The following is a 21,662-nucleotide window of genomic DNA, read 5'->3' on the forward strand; positions in this document are numbered from 1 at the left end:
ATGCTGTGGCCAGGGACTCTCGTTGGAGCCGGAGCGGGTTTTTTTATAGCCAGCATTCCGGGGGCCATGCTCGGGGCTTTATTGGGGCAAGCGCTGGACCGGCGCTTGCAGCTGCACAGTTGGGCGCATTTGCTTGAGCGCCTGGGTGCCCGGCCGGTGTTGCGCAACGATGAGCTGTTATTTGTGCTGCTCGGTCGACTGGCGAAAAGTGGAGGGCGAGTCGTGGACAGGCACATCGAGCAGGCGCGGCTTGAAATGCGTCAGCTCGACATGGAGCCCGCAGCCCAGAAGCGTGCTATTGCGGCGTTCAATCGCGGCAAGTCAGGTAATGATTCGTTGCGCGGCTACCTGCGGCGTCTTAAAGCTCAGCCCCATGCGGCAGAAGGTGTGTTGCGCGCCTGCTGGCGGATGATACTGGCTGATGGCCGCGTTGCGCCCCAGGAGCGTGAGTTGATCACGCGCTGGGGGAACTGGCTGGGCTGGACACGGCAACAGGTTCTGGCACTGGGGGGCGAATATGACGCCCCTAAAAAGCCGGTGGCGACTCGCGCCGGGACTTATCAGCAATCGCTGACCTTGCTTGGGGTTACGGCTACCAGTGATCCTGCGCAGATCAAACGTGCCTATCGACGATTGCTCAGCCGTCACCATCCGGACAAGGTTGCTGGCACAGGTGCCAGTACGCTGCAGGTAAGAGAGGCCACGGAAAAAACCCGTGAGCTGCATCAGGCCTACGCCTTTATCCGTGAACAGCACGGTTTTTAACGGCGCTTACTTGTCCACAGGCTGGGGGCTGAGCCAGCCGCGAACACGACGAAACAGTTGCTCCTGTTCGCCATCCCGATTTCCCGGGATGGCGAATAATCCTACCTGCTTGAAATTCGAACCGTTGGCTCGCTTGCTTGCCTGCAATCGTTGCAAGGCGGCTTCGCGGGCAAGTGGCTGGTCCTTGTAGAAAATATCCAGCAGTGCCACGTCGAGGGCGGGTGTCAGTTGGCTCAGCTCTGACTTTGCCTGGGCGGGTGTGTGCGCAGAAATCATGACCAGTTTCTGAATCTGGGCCGGGTGCTTTGCGCTGATATAGCGCGATGCCCAGTAGGCGCCTGAGCCGTGGCCGAGCAAAACAATACTGCGCATGTTTTGTTTCTGGGCAAAGGAGATGGCCGCGTCGATGCGGGCAAAGATGCGCTCGGCATCCGCTTCGCTCAAAGCATCAACGGTTTCAATGCTCTCGGGCTCCGGGCTTTCGGTGCCTGCACTGGCCGCCTGCTCGATGGGTTTGGCTGTGGTGCTGGCTGCTTTGCTGCTACTGTCTGTCGCTAATGTCGTAGGAGTTTTTTCTGGTTCGTCTTCCCGCGCCTGACTGGCTTCGCTTTGCATGTCCGGCAAGCTCAGGCTCAGGCTGGCCCAGTTGGCGTCCGGCAGCTTGTTGCGCAGAGGGCCGACAACCAGCGGCCAGTCGGCGGTTTCACCGGCCCCGGGAATAATGATCACCGCACCTTGAGGGGCGGTGCTGTTGGCGGGTTTCCAGAGGGCAAGAAAGCTGTCGCCCGGGGCTTGAAGCTGTTGCTGTTCGTGTTGCGGAACCTGTCGCTCAAGAGCCGCCGCGTCTTCCTGGCTACGCTCGGGCAGCGGTTCACGCACGGCAGGTTTGGGCTGGGCCTCGGCCTCGGCTTCTGTTGCAAACACTGGCGAGGCGAGTGGCAATAGCAGCGACATGTACAAGGCCGGTAGTACCAGACGATAAGAAAACATCAGTGATTCCAGGCCAGAAGTAGTCCCGGCAGCGTAATGGGTTGATCAGTATTTGTCAGGGTGTGAGCGTTTAGATGAGACGTTTTTGCTATCTGTGGGTTATCGGCTGGTTATGGCTGCCCTTAATGGGCAATGCGGCGCCTGTGCCTGCGGCCCAATTGTCGGCGGATCAGCGCGAGTGGCTGGCCCGGCACAAGGAGCTTCGGGTAGGACTTGTCTTGCAGGCGCCCTATGCCAAGTTTGATCAACGGTTACAGCAGCTTTCGGGCGCCAACGTCGAGCTGATGAAGTGGCTGGCCCAGGCGCTGGATGTTGAGCTGATATGGCGTAACTATCAGGACCTGGCGCAACTGGAGCAAGCTGCCCGCGCCGGAGAAATCGATCTTGTGCCCGGCTTGACCCAGACCCCGGCCGGTTTGCGGTTGTGGCAGTTTTCCGATCCTTACATGCGTGTGCCGCAGTTGTTGGTGGGCACACGTAATGGCACCGGTTCGGTGGACCTGGAACGAGTCGACAGCCAGACCCGGGTCGCGGTGCGCATGCCCAGCGCCACGGCCGATTTTTTGCGCAGCAGTTACCCCGGCCTCAACCTGCAAGGTGTGCCGCTGGAGCGTCAGGCTCTGCAACTGCTGCTCAGTCAGCAAGCGACTTATGCCGTTATCGATGAGGCCCAGCTCAGTCGTTTGTCGGTCGAGCCGGAGTTCGCGGAGCTGGCCGTGGTGGGTGATGTCGGCTTGCCGCAGCTGTTGCGGGTTGCGACGCGCCGCGACTGGCCCCAATTGGCCGACATCGTTGAGCGCGGGCTGCATGCGATCCCGGCGCGGGACATGGAGCAACTGCACAGCCGCTGGCTGCAGCCCAAGTATCCGCACCTTGGGCCATCGCCCGGCTTTTGGCAGAACCTGAGTTTACTGATGGGTGCGTTGTTGCTGGCCAGCATGGCGATTGTGGTGTGGCAGCGTCGCCAGCAAACGGCCCTGGAGCGCGCGTTACTCAGCGCCCGCGAAGATCTTGTCGTGCGCACGGCCAGTGCCCAGGCGCTGCGCTTGAGCCAGTTCTCAATCGACCAAAGCCCGGTGGGTATCTTGTGGGTCAATTGGGACAGCCACGTGCGCTATGCCAATCGAGCGGCTGAAGACATGCTCGGCTATCAGCCGGGTGCCGTGCTGGATCGACCGTTAAGCGATTTTGAACCGGGTCTGAACATGGACCGTTGGCTGAATATGTGGCGGCGTGCGCGCAATCACAAAGAGGGTGTTCACCGCAGTGAAACCCTATGCGTGCGGGCCGATGGCAGTGAGTTTCCCGCCGATGTGACCTTGAGCTTTCTGCGCTTTCAGACGTCGGAGTACTTGGTCGTGTACCTCAATGACATCACTGAGCGGCACCGGGTACAGGCCGCCTTGCAAGAAAGTGATGCGCGCTTGCAGGGCATTGCTGCCAACGTACCGGGGCTGGTCTTTCGTCTGGAGCGTTCGTTGCTGACGGGTGAACTGGATTTCCCCTATATCAGTGAGGGCAGCGAAAGCCTTGCCGGTTTTTCTCCGGCAACACTGCGCCTGCGCGAGGTAGGCCTGCGTAGCCTGGTGCATCCTGATGACAGGGCTGACTACCATCGTGTGCAGGACATGGCGCTCGACAGCGACAGTGACTGGTCATGGCAGGGTCGGATATTGACCCGTCAGGGGCAGCAGCGTTGGGCCGAAATCAAGGCGATAACCCGTCGCCTGGATGATGGCACCGTAGTATGGGATGGCATTGTCTGGGATATCAGCGAAAGCAAGCGCATTGAACTTGAGCTGGACAGTTCCCGCGGGCAGTTGCGTGAATTGTCGGCGCACCTCGAAAGTGTGCGCGAAGAAGAGAAAGCGCGCATCGCCCGTGAGGTTCATGATGAGCTGGGGCAGATGTTGACGGTGCTTAAACTGGAAACCTCGATGTGCGAGCTGGCTTACGCGCAGCTTGATCCGGGGTTGAATGAGCGGCTCAACAGCATGAAAAGGCTGATTGCCCAGCTCTTTCAGTTGGTGCGCGATGTGGCCACGTCACTGCGACCACCGATTCTGGATGCAGGTATCAGTTCGGCCATCGAGTGGCAGGCCAGGCGCTTTGAAGCGCGCACGCACATCCCGTGTCTGGTGCAGGTGCCGGAGCACTTGCCGCCGCTTGGAGCGGCCAAGGAAGTGGGCTTGTTTCGTATCTTGCAAGAAGCGCTGACCAATGTGATGCGCCATGCTCACGCGCACACGGTTGAGCTGACCTTGAGTGTGGAAGGCAAGGAGCTGTGCCTGAACATCAGTGATGATGGGCAAGGCTTTGTGCCTGACACTGGCAGGCCGACGTCCTTCGGCGTCGTGGGGATGCGTGAGCGGGTCTTGATGCTGGGCGGAACCTTGTCTCTGCACAGTGTTCCGGGGGAGGGGACGACCCTGATTGTACGCGTGCCTTTGGTTGATAAAAGTTGATGAGGAATTGCCCGTGATTCGTGTACTGGTAGCGGAAGACCACACCATTGTGCGTGAAGGGATCAAGCAATTGATCGGCCTGGCCAAAGACCTGCTGGTGGTGGGTGAGGCCAGCAATGGGGAGCAGTTGCTGGAAACCTTGCGTCATGTGCCGTGCGAAGTCGTGCTGCTGGACATCTCCATGCCCGGGGTCAATGGCCTTGAGGCGATACCGCGTATTCGGGCCTTGAACAATCCACCGGCAATCCTGGTGTTGTCGATGCACGATGAAGCGCAAATGGCGGCGCGGGCGCTGAAGTTTGGGGCGGCGGGTTATGCCACCAAAGACAGCGACCCGGCGCTATTGCTGATGGCGATCCGCAAGGTGGCGGCAGGGGGGCGCTATATCGACCCGGACCTGGCTGACCGCATGGTGTTTGAAGTGGGCCTGACCGATTCGCGCCCTTTGCATGCCTTGCTGTCCGAGCGTGAATTTTCGGTGTTCAAGCGCCTGGCCCAGGGCGTTAACGTCAATGACATTGCCCAGCAGCTGGCGCTGAGCAGCAAGACCATCAGCACCCACAAGGCGCGCCTGATGCAAAAGCTCAACGTCACGTCGCTGGCCGAGTTGGTGAAATACGCGATGGAGCACAAGTTGTTGTAACGACTTGCCTTGTTCCCGTAGTCGCTGCCGATGGCTGCGAAGGAGATCGCAGGGTCTTCAAGAAAACGGGTTGCTCCGCAACCCTTCGCAGCCTTCGGCAGCGACTACAGGGACAAGGGTCATGCCTGTTTGCGACATTTTTGGCTGCCAGCCTTTAGCAAGTGCGTACGGGTGTCCTGATCACCATCCTGATCACGACATCTCTGTAGGGCAATCCCTACCCAAAGCCTTCCAGACTCCTGATGTGAATCTCTCTCACCCCCCGATTTCTGTGGGGTAGCCGCTTCTTTAGTCTTGGGCTACGGCAGTCCAAAACAAAAGGTGTGGTTATGAGTGAGGTCGGTGCAAGCGCTGGGGCGGATGAGATTCTGGTCAGCTTTCGTGGCGTGCAAAAGAGCTACGACGGTGAAAACCTGATCGTCAAAGATCTCAATCTGGAGATTCGCAAAGGCGAGTTCCTGACCTTGCTCGGGCCTTCCGGTTCGGGCAAAACCACCAGCCTGATGATGCTGGCCGGTTTCGAGACGCCAACCGCCGGTGAGATTTTGCTGGCCGGACGTTCGATCAATAACGTGCCGCCGCACAAGCGCGACATCGGCATGGTGTTTCAAAACTATGCGCTGTTCCCGCACATGACCGTGGCCGAAAACCTCGGCTTTCCCCTGTCGGTACGCGGGCTGAACCGAACCGATATCAGTGAGCGGGTCAAGCGGGTACTGAGCATGGTTCAGCTCGACGCCTTCGCCCAGCGTTACCCGGCCCAGCTGTCTGGCGGCCAGCAACAGCGTGTGGCGCTGGCCCGTGCGCTGGTGTTCGAGCCACAGCTGGTGCTGATGGACGAACCTTTGGGGGCTCTGGACAAGCAACTGCGTGAACACATGCAGATGGAAATCAAACACCTGCACCAACGCCTGGGCGTGACCGTGGTCTACGTGACCCACGACCAGGGTGAAGCGCTGACCATGTCCGACCGCGTTGCCGTGTTCCACCAGGGTGAAATCCAGCAAATCGCCCCGCCGCGCATGCTCTATGAAGAGCCAAAAAATACTTTTGTTGCCAACTTTATCGGCGAGAACAACCGCCTCAATGGCCGCCTGCTCAGCCAGGACGGCGATCGCTGCGTAGTCGAGCTGAGCCGGGGCGAGAAAGTCCAGGCACTGGCGGTGAATGTCGGTCGTACAGGTGATCCGGTCACCCTGTCGATTCGCCCTGAACGTATCAGCCTCAATGGTTCCAGCGAGTCGTGCGCCAATCGGTTCTCGGGTCGGGTTGAGGAGTTTATCTACCTGGGCGACCACGTCCGGGTGCGCCTGGAAGTCTGCGGCATGAACGATTTCTTTGTGAAACAGCCGATTGCCGAGCTGGACCCCACCCTGGCCGTCGGCGACGTCGTGCCGCTGGGCTGGCAGGTCGAACATGTACGTGCGCTGGACCCTCTCTTAGAGGCGAATTGATCGCCCCGGCTTCACCAACCCTGCACAGTGGAGAATAACAATGCATACATCCTTCAAGTTCACGGCCTTAAGTCTGGGCCTGATGTTTGCGGCCAATGCACTGGCCGCAACCGATCTGACCGTGGTGTCGTTTGGCGGCGCAAACAAGGCCGCCCAGGTCAAAGCGTTTTACGCCCCTTGGGAAGCCAAGGGCGACGGCAAGATCATTGCCGGGGAATACAACGGTGAAATGGCCAAGATCAAGGCCATGGTCGACACCAAAAGCATCTCCTGGGACCTGGTAGAAGTGGAATCTCCGGAGCTGTCCCGCGGTTGCGACGAGGATATGTTCGAACCCCTGGACCCGGCGTTGTTCGGCAATCCTGATCAATACGTCAAAGGCGCGATTCAGTCCTGTGGGGCGGGCTTCTTTGTGTGGTCCACCGTTCTGGCCTACAACGCCGACAAACTGAAAACCGCGCCAACCAGCTGGGTGGATTTCTGGGACACCAAGACCTTCCCGGGTAAACGCGGGCTGCGCAAAGGCGCCAAGTACACCCTGGAATTCGCGTTGATGGCTGATGGCGTCGCGCCCAAGGATGTGTACACCGTGCTGGCGAGCAAGGACGGTCAGAACCGTGCCTTTAAAAAGCTCGATGAGCTCAAACCGAGCATTCAATGGTGGGAAGCGGGCGCTCAGCCGCCTCAATACCTGGCCTCTGGCGATGTGGTGATGAGCTCGGCCTACAACGGTCGAATCGCTGCCGTGCAAAAAGAAAGCAATCTGAAAATCGTGTGGAACGGCGGCATCTACGATTTTGATGCATGGGCCATCCCTAAAGGCCTGGGCAAAGCCAAGGCGGACGCGGCGAAGAAGTTCATGGCGTTCACCCTGCTGCCACAACAGCAAAGCGTCTATTCGCAAAACATCGCTTACGGCCCGGCCAACAAGGAGGCGATGCCATTGCTGCCTAAAGAGGTTCAGGCCGACATGCCTACAGCCCCGCAAAACATCGCCAACCAGGTGCAGATCGATGTCAGCTTCTGGGCTGACAACGGCGAGCAACTGGAACAGCGTTTCAACGCCTGGGCTGCCAAGTAAGCAGCGCTGACATGCGGTGCGATCCATTGGGTCGCACCGCCATCGTTTAAAGTTTTTCGGAGTTCGCCATGGCCGTCGCCGTTCCCCTGAACGAGGTCTCCAGCCCCACCTTGAAGAAGCGCTTGGCGCATGCCGAGCGGATCAACCGCTGGAAGGCGCAGGCGCTGATTGCCCCCTTGGTGATCTTTTTGCTGCTGGTGTTTCTGGTACCGATTGCGGCATTGCTCTACAAAAGTGTCGGTAACCCGGAGGTGGTCGAAGGTTTGCCGCGCACGGTGGTTGCCGTGGAGAGCTGGGATGGCAAGGGCTTGCCCGCCGAGCCCGTGTACAAGGCCCTCAGTGAAGACTTGGCCGAAGCCCGCAAGAATCAAGTCTTGGGCGATTTGTCCAAGCGTCTGAATATGGAATTGGCCGGCTATCGCAGCCTGTTGATGAAAACCGCCAAGGCGCTGCCATTCAAGGCGGCCCCTGAGTCTTACAAAGATGCGATGGAAGTGATTGATGAACGTTGGGGCGACCCGGCGTACTGGCAGGCGATCAAGCGCAACAGCTCCAGTGTGACTGCGTTTTATCTGCTGGCGGCGGTCGATCACCGCATCGATGATCTGGGTGAAATCGCCCAGGCCACTCCCGATCAGTCGATCTACCTGGACATCTTCGCCCGTACCTTCTGGATGGGCTTTGTGATCACCTGTATTTGTCTGGTGCTGGCCTACCCGTTGGCGTATTTGCTGGCCAACCTGCCAACACGGCAAAGCAACCTGTTGATGATTCTGGTGCTGTTGCCATTCTGGACCTCGGTGCTGGTGCGGGTCGCGTCCTGGATTGTGTTGCTGCAGTCAGGCGGTCTGATCAACAGCGCGTTGCTCAGCATGGGTTTGATCGACAAGCCGCTGGAGCTGGTGTTTAACCGCACCGGGGTTTACATCGCGATGGTGCACATTCTGTTGCCGTTCATGATCCTGCCAATCTACAGCGTGATGAAAGGCATATCGCCTACCTATATGCGTGCAGCCATCTCGCTGGGTTGTCATCCGTTTGCGAGCTTCTGGCGGGTGTACTTCCCGCAGACCTACGCCGGTATAGGAGCAGGTTGCTTGCTGGTGTTCATCATTGCTATTGGCTACTACATCACCCCGGCCTTGCTCGGCAGCCCGAATGACCAGATGGTCAGCTACTTCGTGGCGTTCTACACCAACACCAGCATCAACTGGGGCATGGCCACAGCATTGGGCGGCTTGTTATTGCTGGCTACCGTCGTGCTGTACCTGATGTACAACTGGCTGGTAGGCGCCAGCCGCCTGCGTTTGAGTTAAGGAGAGCGCCATGCTGAGCCCCTATATGTCACCCGTTGAGCGGGTCTGGTTCTACAGCTTGCGCATTCTTTGCGGGCTGATTCTGTTGTTCCTGATTTTACCGGTGCTGGTGATTATTCCGTTGTCGTTCAACTCGGGCAGTTTCCTGGTGTATCCGTTGCAGGGTTTTTCGCTGCACTGGTATCAGGATTTCTTCGCCTCAGCGGAGTGGATGCGTGCCCTGAAAAACAGCGTGATCGTGGCCCCGTTGGCGACCGTGCTGGCGATGGTATTCGGCACGCTGGCGGCGATCGGCCTGACCCGAAGTGACTTTCCGGGCAAGGCACTGGTGATGGCCCTGGTGATTTCGCCGATGGTGGTGCCGGTGGTGATCATTGGTGTGGCCAGTTACCTGTTTTTTGCGCCGCTGGGACTGGGTAACAGCTACATCTCGCTGATCGTGGTGCATGCGGTCTTGGGTGTGCCGTTTGTGATCATTACCGTGTCGGCGACATTGCAGGGCTTCAACCACAATCTGGTTCGGGCGGCTGCCAGCCTGGGAGCTTCACCGTTGACGGCCTTTCGCCGAGTGACATTGCCACTCATTGCCCCGGGGGTGATTTCGGGGGCGTTGTTTGCCTTTGCGACCTCGTTTGATGAAGTAGTGGTCACCCTGTTTCTGGCTGGCCCTGAACAGGCGACCTTGCCACGGCAGATGTTCAGCGGCATCCGCGAAAACCTCAGCCCGACCATTGCTGCGGCTGCGACCTTGCTGATTGCGTTTTCGGTGGTGTTGTTGCTTACGCTTGAATGGCTGCGCGGGCGTAGCGAGAAGCTACGCACGGCACAGGCCTAGAACCAGCAAGCATCCCACAAGGGGTAATCACCGATCCGCGTGGTCAATTGGGCGCGGATCGGGTTTTTGATGATGTAGCGGGCGGCGGCCTTGAGGTCATCTTCCTGGCGCAAAGCGCGGTCGTGGTAACCCTTTTGCCATAACCGGCTTGCGGATTGGGCGGCCCGGTTGACGGCGACGCTGCTGCGCGACTTGATGCGGCACATCAGTTCACCCAGGGTTTTACGGCGTAGCTCTACCAGCCAATGACAATGGTCGGGCATGACCACCCAGGCGATTGAATGGACGATGCCTTCGTCATGGGCTTGCCTGAGTTGTGTGACGACGAGACGCCCTAAATGGAAATCGCTGAAAATCGGGCGTCTGCGATCGGTGACGGTTGTGAGCAGGTAAATACGGCCAGGTTCGGAGTAGCGGCCTTTTAGTAGTTGGTTGCTGGTAAACACTCGTGGCATTCCTTTGCCCTCGACGCAGTGGGTATTTGTTTAACCTAGATGGCTAACGAGGGAGTGGCTTGATCCTTTATTCGCAAAATATTGCAGAAAAGTGCTTGGGTCCTTTTCGCAACCTTCGGCAGCGACTACAGGTTATGTGTGTCTTTGTAGTCGCTGCCGAAGGCTGCGATCGGTCGCGAAGCGACCGTAAGGCGGTGTGCGGCACATAGCCAGCGGTATACAATGCGCGCCACCGTGTTTAGCCCACTAAAAGGTGCGTCATGCAGCCCTTCGCTATTGCCCCATCGATTCTTTCCGCCGATTTCGCCCGCCTTGGCGAAGAAGTGGACAACGTACTCGCCGCGGGTGCTGATATCGTTCACTTCGATGTCATGGACAATCATTACGTACCCAACCTGACCATCGGCCCGATGGTCTGCTCCGCCCTGCGCAAGTACGGCGTCACTGCCCCTATCGATGCGCATCTGATGGTCAGCCCGGTTGACCGGATCATCGGCGACTTTATCGAAGCCGGCGCCACTTACATCACGTTCCACCCCGAAGCGACCCAGCACATCGACCGCTCCCTGCAACTGATCCGCGAAGGCGGCTGCAAGGCAGGTCTGGTGTTCAACCCGGCAACGCCGCTGGATGTGCTCAAGTACGTGATGGACAAGGTCGACATGATCTTGCTGATGAGCGTCAACCCAGGCTTTGGCGGGCAAAAATTCATCCCCGGCACCCTGAACAAGCTGCGTGAAGCCCGCGCGCTGATCGATGCATCCGGCCGCGAGATTCGCCTGGAAATCGACGGCGGCGTGAACGTTGGCAATATCCGTGAAATCGCTGAAGCCGGTGCCGACACCTTTGTCGCCGGTTCCGCCATTTTCAACACGCCAAACTACGAAGAAGTCATTCAGAAAATGCGTGCCGAGCTTGCGTTGGCCCGCCCATGAGCCGCTTTGAGCAGCTACTTCAGGGCCAGCTGCCAAAATTGGTGATGTTCGATCTGGATGGCACCCTGATTGACTCGGTACCGGATTTGGCAGAGGCCGTGGAGACCATGCTGCTCAAGCTGGGTCGACCACCCGCCGGGATTGAAAACGTGCGGTTGTGGATCGGTAATGGTGCGCCGATGCTGGTGCGCCGTGCCCTGGCCGGCAATATGGACGGCAGCGGTGTTGATGACGCGCAGGCCGAGCAGGCACTGGAGATTTTCATGGAGGCCTACGACGGCGGCCATGAACACACCAAGGTCTATCCCGGTGTGCGCGAAAGCCTCAAGTGGCTGCAAAAGCAGGGCGTTGAAATGGCCCTGATCACCAACAAACCCGAGCGCTTTGTCGCGCCCTTGCTTGATGAGCTGAAGCTGGGGCGGTTTTTTCGCTGGATTATCGGTGGCGACACCCTGCCACAGAAAAAACCTGACCCGGCCGCGCTGTTGTTCGTGATGAAAATGGCTGGCGCCACCCCGGCCCAGTCGATGTTTGTCGGCGACTCTCGCAATGACGTACTGGCGGCCAAGGCTGCCGGCGTTCGTTGCGTCGCGTTGAGCTACGGCTACAACCACGGTCGTCCGATTGAAGAAGAGTCACCGGATATGGTGATTGGCAACCTGCAAGAACTGATAGCCGGTTGCTTAGATTCTGCGCCTGAGATAACGTTGGGCAATTCTGTTTCCCCCTCTCGAAGAGATTCTATCGTGGTGGTCACTCGCAAACTCTGGATGAAAGTTATCAAGGCCCTGGCCCGTTGGCGTTGGCGCGCCTGACTTGAATCTGGCCGCATAGTCGGCACGTTTGCATACCTGACCGTTTTACCCTCAGACCACGAGGCACCTCATGATCCGCGAAGAATTCCTGCGTTTGGCCGCTGCCGGCTACAACCGTATCCCCCTTGCACGCGAAACCCTGGCTGATTTCGACACACCGCTGTCGATCTACCTGAAGCTGGCCGATAAGCCCAACTCCTATTTGCTGGAGTCGGTGCAGGGCGGCGAAAAGTGGGGGCGTTATTCGATCATTGGCTTGCCATGCCGCACGGTGCTGCGGGTGCATGATCACCAGATCAGCGTGACCCATGACGGTGTCGAGATTGAAGCCTGCGAAGCGCAAGATCCGCTGACGTTCGTTGAAGAATTCAAGGCCCGTTACAACGTGCCGACCATTGCCGGTTTGCCGCGCTTCAACGGTGGCCTGGTGGGGTATTTCGGTTATGACTGCGTGCGTTATGTGGAGACGCGTCTGGGCAAATGCCCGAACCCGGATCCGCTGGGCGTGCCGGATATCCTGCTGATGGTGTCTGACGCCGTGGTGGTGTTCGATAACCTGGCCGGCAAGATGCACGCGATCGTGCTGGTCGATCCGGCGCAGCCTGATGCTTATGAAGAAGGTCAGGCCCGGCTCGAGGCCCTGCTTGAACAGCTGCGTCAGCCGATTACCCCGCGTCGTGGCCTGGACTTCACGGCACAGCAAGCGGCTGATCCGGTGTTCCGTTCCAGCTTCACCCAGAACGACTACGAGAAAGCCGTCGACACGATCAAGGACTACATCCTCGCAGGCGATTGCATGCAAGTGGTGCCATCGCAGCGCATGTCCATAGACTTCAAGGCCGCGCCGATCGATTTGTATCGCGCGCTGCGTTGCTTCAACCCGACGCCTTACATGTACTTCTTCAACTTTGGCGACTTCCACGTCGTGGGCAGCTCGCCAGAAGTGCTGGTGCGGGTTGAAGACAACCTGATTACCGTGCGCCCGATTGCCGGAACCCGCCCCCGTGGTGCCACCGAAGAGGCCGATCTGGCGCTCGAAGAGGACCTGCTCAGTGATGACAAGGAAATCGCCGAGCACTTGATGCTGATCGACCTGGGGCGTAACGACACGGGCCGTGTCTCTGAAATCGGCTCGGTCAAGCTCACCGAAAAAATGGTGATCGAGCGTTACTCCAACGTGATGCACATTGTGTCCAACGTGACAGGCCAGCTGAAAAGCGGGCTGACGGCGATGGATGCATTGCGGGCAATTCTGCCGGCGGGTACGTTGTCCGGCGCGCCTAAAATCCGTGCGATGGAAATCATCGACGAGCTGGAACCGGTCAAGCGTGGTGTCTATGGCGGCGCGGTCGGTTATTTCGCCTGGAACGGCAATATGGACACGGCAATCGCCATCCGCACGGCTGTGATCAAGAACGGTGAACTGCACGTGCAGGCTGGCGGCGGCATTGTCGCTGACTCGGTCCCGGCCCTTGAGTGGGAAGAGACGCTGAACAAGCGTCGCGCCATGTTCCGGGCCGTGGTACTGGCCGAGCAGACTCCACGGGATTGATGTGGGAGCGGACTTGCTCGCGATGCTGGGTCCCCGGTCTGTCTGATTGACCGAGGCGATGCCAGCGCGAGCAAGTCCCCTCCTGCTGGTTGTGTCATCAGAAGTTCAGGCTGACCCCGAGGTTGGCTCCCTGTTGAGCCACCCCATCACCCTTCCTCACGTTATAAGCCGCCTGCAGCATAAGGTCGGCGGTCAGTCTGTGGCTGATCCCCAGGCTGACACGGTCAAGGTTGCTTTGCGGTGTATAGCCTTCGAGTGTGAAGCTGTTGTTGGGCAGGCTGTTCAGCGCGATGCTCAGGCGCTGGGTCGCATTCTGGAACTCGTGCTCGTGGACGGCTTCGCCAAACACCCGGGTCTGCGGGGTGAACTGGTAGCTGGCGAGTACGCCCGCGCCAAGTCGATTTGAAACGAGTGTCTGCTCTTCGTAGTTCAATGCGGTCGAACGCCGCCCTTTTTCTGCATAGCGATTAACCTCTACTCGCGAGTAGTCGGCGCTGATAAAAGGCGACAGGTGCCACGAAGCCGAGGCCTGTGCGATGTCATAACCCAGACGTGTGCTCAATGCCCGGAGGTGGCCGTCGGCTTGCCCTTTCTCCACCCCCTCACTCACGCCTAGCGCGAACTTTCGGTTGAGGCTGTCGTAATCGAGCCTGCCCAAGGTCAGGGCGGCGTCACCCCACCAATGATTGTGTTGGTACTGAGCAAAGACACTGCCCAGGTAGCTATTGAGTTTGTAGTCCGATTCGTTGGCGCCCGTTTCGAGGCGTTGTCGGTAAAATCCGGATGCCACGCCCAGTCGCCAGTGTTCATCCAGTCGATAGCTGGTGCCGATATTGACGTTATAGCCCCGGCCATCCGCACTGACTGAGGTGTGCTGCTCGTCAATATTCAAACGTTGCCCGCCACCCGCAACGAACGCTCTCCATTGCCCTGTGGCTTGCCATTGAAGGTTGTCGCTCCCCCACTGGGTGCGCAGTTGGTCCTGGTGGGCATTCAGCGTGCCTTGGGCCATCACGGGTAACAGCGTCACCTCCCACGGGGCGGCCAGCAATGAGTAGGCATAGTCGGCGATTAAGCGTTGTCCCGCTTCGGTGGGGTGGACCGAGTCGTTGAACAACAGCCTGGCTGGGTCGGGGGTCGGGCTATTGATGCCGTACTGCGGGTTCTCTGTGCATTCGTCACCGCTGAAGCAAGTGGCCACGAGGTTGTGCCCGGTGGCCAGGCCAAAACGGGCGGGATCGGAGACCGCTTCCCGGAACAGGAGCGGGACATTGAGGGGGATGATTTCGGCGTCTATCTGGCTGAGTTGATGGGCCAGTTCGGTGTTGAACACCGCGCTGAGGTAGCTGCTGCCAGCTTGTGCCGGTGTGTCGTAAATGGCCGGGGTCAGGCCCAGGTCAGGCAACAGCCAGACCATGATGTAACGCGCTCCGGCCTGTTGCAGGGCGAAGGCGCTGTCTGCCAGATTCTGCGCGGCTTTAGCTGCCTCGGCGGGGTTTCTTACTCTCTCATCGAGGAAGTCGTTGCCGCCGCCCGAGATGAAATACAACGCTTTGGGGTCGGCTTTGAAACCGTTTTCCACAAGGTAGCCGCGTCGGCTGCGTAATACGGTCCCCCCAAGAAACCAGCCTTGCGGTACGGCTACCTTCGATACTTTGGTAATGGAGTTAAAAATCTGGTCCGTACGGTAGCCGCCGACCGCCCAGTTGTTACCATCGGGGTCGCCGGTGAATGCGTTGCCCGGTGATGTGGACGGGCTCAAGTCGCCGGGCGCGATGCTCAGTTTTTCACCCAAAATCATCGGTGCTACTGCCGAGTAAGTTTCACCCCTGTAGGTAGGCCCGCTGCGATTGGTAAAACGCATGCCGCTGCCGGTATCAGGAAAATGCCCCGAGTCACTCAAACTGTCGCCGAACACGATCATCGTGGAGTAGGGGGTTGGGGCGGCGAGTACGCGTTCGCTAACGAAGGACAGGATGCATCCCGCCAGGGGGATGAGTAGTGAAAGTCTGCGCATGAGGAGGTCTATTTTTATTGTTGGGAGCGCGGACACTATCAAAACAATTCGTATTAAGTGTTTCGTGTCAAATAAAGACACAAAGTATTGTCCGTATGTTTTTCCCCGTATTTGCTGCCCCGTGTTGCGCCTTCTGCGAGGCTACGTTACTGTGCCCTGACGTAGAAATGAGACCCTTCCTGTGTTGATCATCAGCAAACTCTTTATGCGAGTTCTCAAGGCCCACGGCCGTTGGCGTTGGCGCGCCTAATATTTCTCTGCCGGCCACGCCGGACCTGCCCCCTGCGTTTTCATGAATGGCTGCCCCTCGGTTGGTGTGTTCAAACCAGCAACTGAAACTGCGGGCACAGGATTCTGAAAACAGTTTTGAATGTCAGTGAATTCAGAGGTTTAGCAACATGCTGCTGATGATCGATAATTACGACTCTTTTACTTACAACGTTGTGCAATACCTCGGCGAGCTGGGTGCAGAGGTCAAGGTGGTGCGCAACGATGAATTGACCGTGGCCCAGATCGAAGCGCTCAAGCCCGAGCGCATTGTGGTCTCGCCCGGCCCTTGCACGCCGAACGAGGCGGGTATTTCCCTCGAAGCCATCAAGCACTTTGCCGGCAAGCTGCCGATCCTGGGCGTGTGCCTGGGCCATCAGTCCATCGGCCAGGCATTTGGCGGCGATGTGGTCCGCGCCCGGCAAGTGATGCATGGCAAGACCAGCCCGGTGTATCACCTCGATACAGGGGTATTCCAGGGCCTGAACAATCCGCTGACCGTGACCCGTTACCACTCGCTGGTGGTCAAGCGTGAAACCCTGCCGGACTGTCTGGAACTGACCGCCTGGACTCAGCTCGAAGATGGCTCGGTGGACGAGATCATGGGCCTGCGCCACAAGACGCTGAATATCGAAGGGGTGCAATTTCACCCTGAGTCGATCCTGACCGAGCAAGGTCATGAGCTGTTTGCGAATTTTCTAAAACAAACCGGCGGCACGCGCTAAGGACTTTATATGGATATCAAGACAGCCCTGAGCCGTATCGTCGGCCACCTCGACCTGACCACCGATGAGATGCGCGACGTAATGCGCGACATCATGACCGGTCAATGCACCGAAGCGCAGATTGGCGCATTCATGATGGGCATGCGCATGAAAAGCGAAAGCATCGACGAAATCGTCGGTGCCGTGACTGTCATGCGCGAACTGGCAGACAAGGTTGAGCTCAAGACGCTGGACGGCGTGGTCGATATCGTTGGTACCGGCGGCGATGGTGCGAACATTTTCAACGTGTCCACCGCTTCGGCGCTGGTGATTTCCGCGGCGGGTTGCACGGTGGCCAAGCATGGCAACCGCGCGGTGTCCGGTAAAAGCGGCAGTGCTGACCTGCTGGAAGCGGCCGGTGTGTATTTGAACCTGACCCCGGTTCAAGTCGCCCGATGCATCGACAGCGTGGGCATCGGCTTTATGTTTGCCCAATGCCATCATGGCGCCATGAAGCATGCGGCTATTCCGCGTCGCGACCTTGGCTTGCGAACCCTGTTCAATATGCTTGGCCCGCTTACGAATCCGGCTGGTGTGTTGCATCAAGTGGTCGGTGTGTTCAACCAGGCGCTGTGCCGTCCCTTGGCTGAAGTGCTGCAGCGTCTGGGCAGCAAGCATGTGCTGGTGGTGCACTCGCAAGACGGCCTGGATGAATTCAGCCTGGCAGCGCCGACCTTTGTGGCAGAGCTGAAAAACGGTGAGATCACCGAGTATTGGGTTCAGCCTGAAGATTTTGGCATCAAGAGCCAGAGCCTGTTCGGCCTGGTAGTAGACAGCCCCGAGCAATCGTTGGAGTTGATCCGCGATGCGTTGGGTCGTCGCAAAACCGAAGCGGGCCAGAAAGCCGCCGAAATGATTGTGCTCAATGCTGGCGCAGCGCTTTATGCCGCGGACCTTGCCTACACTCTCAAAGAGGGTGTGGAGTTGGCCCATGATGCGCTGCACACCGGATTGGCCCGCGAGAAGCTCGAAGAGCTGGGCGCGTTTACCGCGATTTTCAAGCAGGAGAATGAAGCATGAGTGTGCCAACCGTTCTGGAAAATATTCTGGCGCGTAAAGTTCAAGAGGTTGCCGAGCGCAGCGCGCGCGTGAGCCTGGCCGAGCTTGAACGTTTGGCCGCTCAGGCGGATCCTGTTCGCGGCTTTGCCAATGCCTTGCTGGCGCAGGCCAAGAAAAAACAGCCTGCAGTGATTGCCGAAATCAAAAAGGCGTCGCCGAGCAAAGGCGTGATTCGCGAGCACTTCGTGCCTGCCGACATTGCCAGGAGCTATCAGTCGGGCGGTGCGACGTGTCTATCCGTGCTGACTGATATCGATTACTTCCAGGGTGCCGACGCGTACCTGCAGCAGGCCCGTGCGGCCTGTACCTTGCCGGTGATCCGCAAGGATTTCATGATCGACCCTTATCAAATCGTCGAAGCCCGTGCCTTGGGGGCCGATTGCGTGCTGTTGATCGTGTCCGCCCTGGACGACGTGAAGATGGCAGAGCTGGCAGCCGTCGCCAAAAGCGTCGGGCTTGATGTGTTGGTTGAAGTGCATGATGGCGACGAGCTTGAGCGCGCACTTAAAACCCTTGATACGCCGTTGGTGGGCATCAACAACCGCAACCTGCACACTTTTGAAGTCAGCCTGGAAACGACTCTGGATCTGTTGCCCCGTGTACCGCGTGATCGCCTGGTGATTACCGAGAGCGGGATTCTCAACCGTGCGGATGTCGAGCTGATGGAAATCAGCGAGGTGTATTCGTTCCTCGTTGGTGAAGCCTTTATGCGCGCCGAGAACCCGGGCAATGAACTGCAGCGTCTGTTTTTCCCGGAGCGCGTTGTGCCAGTGACGGGTTCGACTCTGGATTGACTCATCCCCTTGTGGGAGCGGGCTTGCTCGCGATAGCAGCCCCGCGATTTTCCTGGCAGGCTGCGGCGCCTCAAGCCCGCTCCAACAGCGATCGAACCTGTATCTGCAGCGTCTGACAAGGAATCCCATGGCACCCATCCAGCACCTCACCGTCGAAGCCGGCCTCAAGGCCGAGCAGGATTTACTGGCCTCGGTCTGTGCCGCAGAGCTGGAGGCAGGGGTGCTGTTCTGGCAGCCCACGGATCGGGCGCTGGTCATGCCGCGGCGACTGAGTCGCTTGCCGGGTTTTGAGCAGGCCAGTATTGAGTTGGCTGCCAGCGGCTGGCCGGTTCTGTTGCGTGAGACGGGCGGCGAGCCTGTCCCGCAGTCCGCCTCGACGGTCAATATTGCACTGGTTTATGCGCCTTTATGCAGTGAAGGCGATCATGGGCGTATCGAAACGGCCTATCGCCGTTTGTGCGAGCCGATTTGCGATTTGCTGATGCAGTTGGGTGGCACCGCTTCTTTGGGCGAAGTTGAGGGTGCGTTCTGTGATGGGCGTTTTAACGTCAATCTCAATGCCCGGAAACTGGTGGGAACCGCTCAGCGCTGGCGTCAGAGTCAAGGCGGGCAGCGGCCTGTCGGTTTGGTTCATGGTGCATTGCTGGTAGAGAACGAGCGTGAGTCGATGGTGGCGGCGGTCAATCGTTTCAATCAGTTGTGTGATCTTGAGCAACGCTGTCTTGCCGACAGTCACATCGCTTTGCACGAAGCGTTTGCGGCCCCCGACTTCTTTGAGCGCTTGAGTGCCAGTTATCAACAGATCCTGGCGCCCTTGCTCAAGTCTTAACGTGTACCGAACACCACCATGGTTTTGCCTTTGACGTTTACCAGGTTCTGTTCTTCCAGACCTTTTAGTACGCGTCCTACCATCTCTCGAGAACAACCGACGATTCTACCGATTTCCTGACGGGTGATCTTGATTTGCATGCCGTCCGGATGGGTCATGGCATCGGGTTGTTTGCACAGCTCAAGCAGGCAGCGCGCAACCCTTCCTGTGACATCAAAGAATGCCAAGTCACCGACCTTGCGCGTAGTGTTGCGCAGGCGTTGTGCTATTTGGCCACTTAGCGCGTAAAGAATCTCTGGCTCTTGCTGAGTGTATTCTCTGAACTTTGGATAGCTGATCTCTGCAACTTCGCACTCGGTCTTGGCTCGAACCCATGCGCTGCGTGACTGCTCTTGTCCCGCTTGTTCAAACAGGCCCAATTCGCCAATAAAGTCTCCGCTGTTGAGATAGGCAATGATCATTTCACGACCTTCCTCGTCTTCAATCAAAACCGTTACCGAGCCTTTGATAATGAAGAACAGGGTGTGTGAAGACTCACCTGCACAAATGATATTACTCTTGGCTGGATATCGTTTGCGTTGGCAAAAAGTCAAAAACTTGTCGAGGTTCTTGATCTTGGGTATGGGAGTAAGAGCAACCATGGTTGTATCCCGAGAAGCGTACACAGTAAGGATTAAATCTATTTTTATATAGAGCGCTTTCTGGCAGGCGCCAGCGATTTGGCGCCAGCTTACCAGACAGGTTCTGTACGGATTGCAGAATTTTCGGAGTGCCAGGCCAGAGAAACGCTTCAGTGTGGTGAGTTATCAGTTTCTGACCCTGTGCTAAGCTGGCGCCCCTTTTAAATCAGTGGAGTCTGGGTGATGAAGGCACGCATTCAATGGGCTGGCGAAGCCATGTTTCTGGGCGAGTCAGGCAGCGGCCACGTCGTTGTGATGGATGGCCCGCCTGAAAGCGGTGGTCGCAATCTGGGCGTACGCCCGATGGAGATGCTGTTGTTAGGTCTCGGGGGTTGCAGCAACTTTGACGTTGTCAGCATTCTCAAGAAGTCGCGTCAGGCGGTTGAGAGCTGTGACGCGTTTCTGGAGGCAGAACGCGCCACTGAAGATCCAAAGGTTTTCACCAAAATCCATCTGCACTTTGTGGTCAAGGGCCGTGGCTTGAAAGAAGCCCAGGTCAAGCGTGCCATCGAGTTGTCGGCCGAGAAGTATTGCTCGGCATCCATCATGCTTGGCGCAGCGGGTGTTGCCATCAGCCACGATTACGAAATTATCGAGCTGGGCTGAGTCAATAAGGGTCTTGATTTAGCTAATGCCAGTCAGTAAATCGGGAAGCTGGCTCTTGTGGGAGCGGTCTTGCCCTCGATGGGAGCCGCGCGGTTTGACTCTCAGGCCGCGTCGCCTGCATCGCGAGCAAGCCCGCTCCCACAGGCCCCTTAACTGACACGCACATAGCCTATGTGCAAAGTCCCGCTAAAGCGGCGGTCTCTACCGAAGCTGCGATCAGATACGGTACGTACTTTTTGTCATCACCTTGGCCATCAGGCTCATGCCGAATTTGACCGGGGCTGGGAAGCGGAACCCGCCAGCATCGAGCGCAGATTCTGCGTGCTGCTCTTCGTCGATACGCATTTGCTCAAGAATCGCCCGGGACTTTTCATCCTCGACCGGCAGTTGCTCAAGATGCTCGTTCAGGTGCTTGCAAACCTGATCTTCGGTGGCCGCCACAAACCCCAGGCTGACTTTGTCGCTGATCAGTCCTGCTGCTGCGCCGATCCCGAAGGACATGCCGTAAAACAGCGGGTTCAGCACGCTGGGATGGCTACCCAGTTGGCGAATGCGTTGCTCACACCAGGCCAGGTGATCGATTTCTTCTTCAGCGGCGTGTTCCATCGCTTCGCGCACGTGCGGGAGCTTGGCTGTCAGTGCCTGACCTTGATACAAGGCTTGAGCACAGACTTCACCGGTGTGGTTGATACGCATCAGACCGGCAACATGGCGTGTAGCTTGCGGGTCTAGCGGGTTTTCAGGTTTGACTATGGCCGGTGATGGCCGATGAGGCTGGCCGCTGAATGGCAGCAGAGTGCGCAGGGCGGTATCGGCTTGTAACAGAAGACGGTCAATCGGCGAGTAGTGACGTTGGTTAGTCATGCTTACCTCCGGAAAAAATCACGGCGGTCAGTTTACCCCAATCGCGGGGGTGGAGTTTGCGTTGGATCATGGATGGATGTGGGAACCGTGCGGCTCCCACGTCAGAATCGTCTAGCAATCAGCCCGGCGGCCAATTCATCTGGCGTTGACCCAGAACGTGCATATGAATGTGGTAAACCGTTTGGCCACCCTTTTCATTGCAGTTCATCACTACGCGGAAACCGTCTTCGCAGCCCAGTTCTTTGGCAAGGCGCTGTGCCGTGAAGAGGATATGGCCTGCCAGCAGCTTGTCTTCTTCGGCCAGGTCGTTAAGCGTGCGTATCGGCTTTTTCGGGATAACCAGAAAGTGGACCGGTGCTTGTGGTGCGATGTCGTGAAAAGCGAGCACTTGATCATCTTCATAGATGATCTTTGCGGGTATTTCACGGTTGATGATCTTGGTAAACAAAGTATCCAAAGCTGTGTCTCCGTGAGTG

The 21,662-nt window shown here is 58.0% G+C and carries 21 protein-coding genes; 15 read left to right on the forward strand and 6 right to left on the reverse strand.

Going from position 1 to position 21,662, the window contains the following annotated elements; all coding sequences use genetic code 11:
- The gene (locus tag V6P94_RS05380; RefSeq protein WP_326399145.1) at positions 1 to 765 is read left to right on the forward strand and encodes a TerB family tellurite resistance protein; all 765 of its coding nucleotides are present in this window, start codon (positions 1 to 3) and stop codon (positions 763 to 765) included.
- Between the two features lie 6 nt (positions 766 to 771).
- Here V6P94_RS05380 and V6P94_RS05385 read toward each other — a convergent pair whose 3' ends face one another.
- Positions 772 to 1,755 carry an alpha/beta hydrolase family protein gene (locus tag V6P94_RS05385; RefSeq protein ID WP_326398577.1) on the reverse strand — a complete coding sequence of 328 codons (984 nt, stop codon included), beginning with the start codon at positions 1,753 to 1,755 and terminating at the stop codon, positions 772 to 774.
- Positions 1,756 to 1,829: 74 nt separating this feature from the next.
- On the opposite strand from V6P94_RS05385, the gene V6P94_RS05390 reads away from it, so the two are divergent.
- The 6 genes from V6P94_RS05390 to V6P94_RS05415 all read left to right on the forward strand — a co-directional run bounded on the left by V6P94_RS05390 (position 1,830) and on the right by V6P94_RS05415 (position 9,549).
- A complete protein-coding gene (locus V6P94_RS05390; protein ID WP_326398576.1) occupies positions 1,830 to 4,220 on the forward strand; it encodes a PAS domain S-box protein in 2,391 nt (796 codons plus the stop codon).
- A 13-nt stretch (positions 4,221 to 4,233) separates the two neighbouring features.
- The gene (locus V6P94_RS05395; RefSeq protein WP_019823106.1) at positions 4,234 to 4,863 is read left to right on the forward strand and encodes a response regulator transcription factor; all 630 of its coding nucleotides are present in this window, start codon (positions 4,234 to 4,236) and stop codon (positions 4,861 to 4,863) included.
- A 329-nt stretch (positions 4,864 to 5,192) separates the two neighbouring features.
- Positions 5,193 to 6,317 carry an ABC transporter ATP-binding protein gene (locus tag V6P94_RS05400; protein WP_133075316.1) on the forward strand — a complete coding sequence of 375 codons (1,125 nt, stop codon included), beginning with the start codon at positions 5,193 to 5,195 and terminating at the stop codon, positions 6,315 to 6,317.
- A 40-nt stretch (positions 6,318 to 6,357) separates the two neighbouring features.
- Entirely contained in the window at positions 6,358 to 7,398 is a 1,041-nt protein-coding gene (locus V6P94_RS05405; RefSeq protein WP_219262880.1) for an ABC transporter substrate-binding protein, read from the forward strand.
- A gap of 68 nt (positions 7,399 to 7,466) precedes the next feature.
- The gene (locus V6P94_RS05410) at positions 7,467 to 8,714 is read left to right on the forward strand and encodes an ABC transporter permease (RefSeq protein WP_133075318.1); all 1,248 of its coding nucleotides are present in this window, start codon (positions 7,467 to 7,469) and stop codon (positions 8,712 to 8,714) included.
- A 10-nt stretch (positions 8,715 to 8,724) separates the two neighbouring features.
- Positions 8,725 to 9,549 (forward strand): ABC transporter permease, encoded by an 825-nt coding sequence (locus V6P94_RS05415; protein ID WP_133075319.1) that lies wholly within the window; start codon positions 8,725 to 8,727, stop codon positions 9,547 to 9,549.
- Here the strand turns inward: V6P94_RS05415 and V6P94_RS05420 are convergent.
- Positions 9,546 to 10,004, reverse strand: coding sequence for an REP-associated tyrosine transposase (locus V6P94_RS05420; RefSeq protein WP_219262882.1), 459 nt, complete (start codon positions 10,002 to 10,004; stop codon positions 9,546 to 9,548). The genes V6P94_RS05415 and V6P94_RS05420 overlap by 4 nt on opposite strands.
- A gap of 260 nt (positions 10,005 to 10,264) precedes the next feature.
- Between V6P94_RS05420 and rpe the strand changes: the two genes are divergently transcribed.
- From rpe to trpE, 3 genes are all read left to right on the forward strand, one after another.
- Positions 10,265 to 10,939 (forward strand): ribulose-phosphate 3-epimerase, encoded by a 675-nt coding sequence (rpe, locus tag V6P94_RS05425; protein ID WP_133075321.1) that lies wholly within the window; start codon positions 10,265 to 10,267, stop codon positions 10,937 to 10,939.
- Positions 10,936 to 11,754, forward strand: coding sequence for a phosphoglycolate phosphatase (locus tag V6P94_RS05430; RefSeq protein ID WP_133075322.1), 819 nt, complete (start codon positions 10,936 to 10,938; stop codon positions 11,752 to 11,754). The genes rpe and V6P94_RS05430 overlap by 4 nt, the downstream gene beginning before the upstream one ends.
- A 70-nt stretch (positions 11,755 to 11,824) precedes the next feature.
- The gene (trpE, locus tag V6P94_RS05435; RefSeq protein WP_326398575.1) at positions 11,825 to 13,306 is read left to right on the forward strand and encodes an anthranilate synthase component I; all 1,482 of its coding nucleotides are present in this window, start codon (positions 11,825 to 11,827) and stop codon (positions 13,304 to 13,306) included.
- Positions 13,307 to 13,403: 97 nt separating this feature from the next.
- Here the strand turns inward: trpE and estP are convergent, their stop codons facing one another.
- Positions 13,404 to 15,323, reverse strand: coding sequence for an esterase EstP (gene estP / locus V6P94_RS05440; RefSeq protein WP_338649076.1), 1,920 nt, complete (start codon positions 15,321 to 15,323; stop codon positions 13,404 to 13,406).
- A 398-nt stretch (positions 15,324 to 15,721) separates the two neighbouring features.
- On the opposite strand from estP, the gene V6P94_RS05445 reads away from it, so the two are divergent.
- From V6P94_RS05445 to V6P94_RS05460, 4 genes are all read left to right on the forward strand, one after another.
- Entirely contained in the window at positions 15,722 to 16,315 is a 594-nt protein-coding gene (locus V6P94_RS05445; RefSeq protein ID WP_133075325.1) for an aminodeoxychorismate/anthranilate synthase component II, read from the forward strand.
- Positions 16,316 to 16,324: 9 nt separating this feature from the next.
- Entirely contained in the window at positions 16,325 to 17,374 is a 1,050-nt protein-coding gene (trpD, locus tag V6P94_RS05450) for an anthranilate phosphoribosyltransferase (RefSeq protein ID WP_133075326.1), read from the forward strand.
- Positions 17,371 to 18,207, forward strand: coding sequence for an indole-3-glycerol phosphate synthase TrpC (gene trpC / locus V6P94_RS05455; RefSeq protein ID WP_133075327.1), 837 nt, complete (start codon positions 17,371 to 17,373; stop codon positions 18,205 to 18,207). Before trpD ends, trpC begins: the two co-directional genes overlap by 4 nt.
- Positions 18,208 to 18,334: 127 nt before the next feature.
- The gene (locus V6P94_RS05460; protein ID WP_326398573.1) at positions 18,335 to 19,036 is read left to right on the forward strand and encodes a lipoyl protein ligase domain-containing protein; all 702 of its coding nucleotides are present in this window, start codon (positions 18,335 to 18,337) and stop codon (positions 19,034 to 19,036) included.
- On the opposite strand, the gene crp is transcribed toward V6P94_RS05460, so the two are convergent.
- A complete protein-coding gene (crp, locus tag V6P94_RS05465) occupies positions 19,033 to 19,677 on the reverse strand; it encodes a cAMP-activated global transcriptional regulator CRP (RefSeq protein ID WP_019823132.1) in 645 nt (214 codons plus the stop codon). The genes V6P94_RS05460 and crp overlap by 4 nt on opposite strands.
- A 222-nt stretch (positions 19,678 to 19,899) precedes the next feature.
- Between crp and V6P94_RS05470 the strand changes: the two genes are divergently transcribed.
- Entirely contained in the window at positions 19,900 to 20,322 is a 423-nt protein-coding gene (locus tag V6P94_RS05470) for an OsmC family protein (protein WP_338649078.1), read from the forward strand.
- A 216-nt stretch (positions 20,323 to 20,538) separates the two neighbouring features.
- Here the strand turns inward: V6P94_RS05470 and coq7 are convergent, their stop codons facing one another.
- Positions 20,539 to 21,186, reverse strand: a complete 648-nt coding sequence (gene coq7, locus V6P94_RS05475) for a 2-polyprenyl-3-methyl-6-methoxy-1,4-benzoquinone monooxygenase (RefSeq protein WP_219262886.1) — start codon at positions 21,184 to 21,186, stop codon at positions 20,539 to 20,541.
- 118 nt (positions 21,187 to 21,304) lie between these two features.
- Complete coding sequence (locus tag V6P94_RS05480; RefSeq protein WP_133075330.1) at positions 21,305 to 21,643, reverse strand: histidine triad nucleotide-binding protein; 339 nt, start codon at positions 21,641 to 21,643, stop codon at positions 21,305 to 21,307.
- Between the last annotated feature and the right edge of the window lie 19 nt (positions 21,644 to 21,662).

The sequence above is a fragment of the Pseudomonas sp. ML2-2023-3 genome (genome assembly GCF_037055275.1).
In the GTDB taxonomy this organism is placed as follows: domain Bacteria; phylum Pseudomonadota; class Gammaproteobacteria; order Pseudomonadales; family Pseudomonadaceae; genus Aquipseudomonas.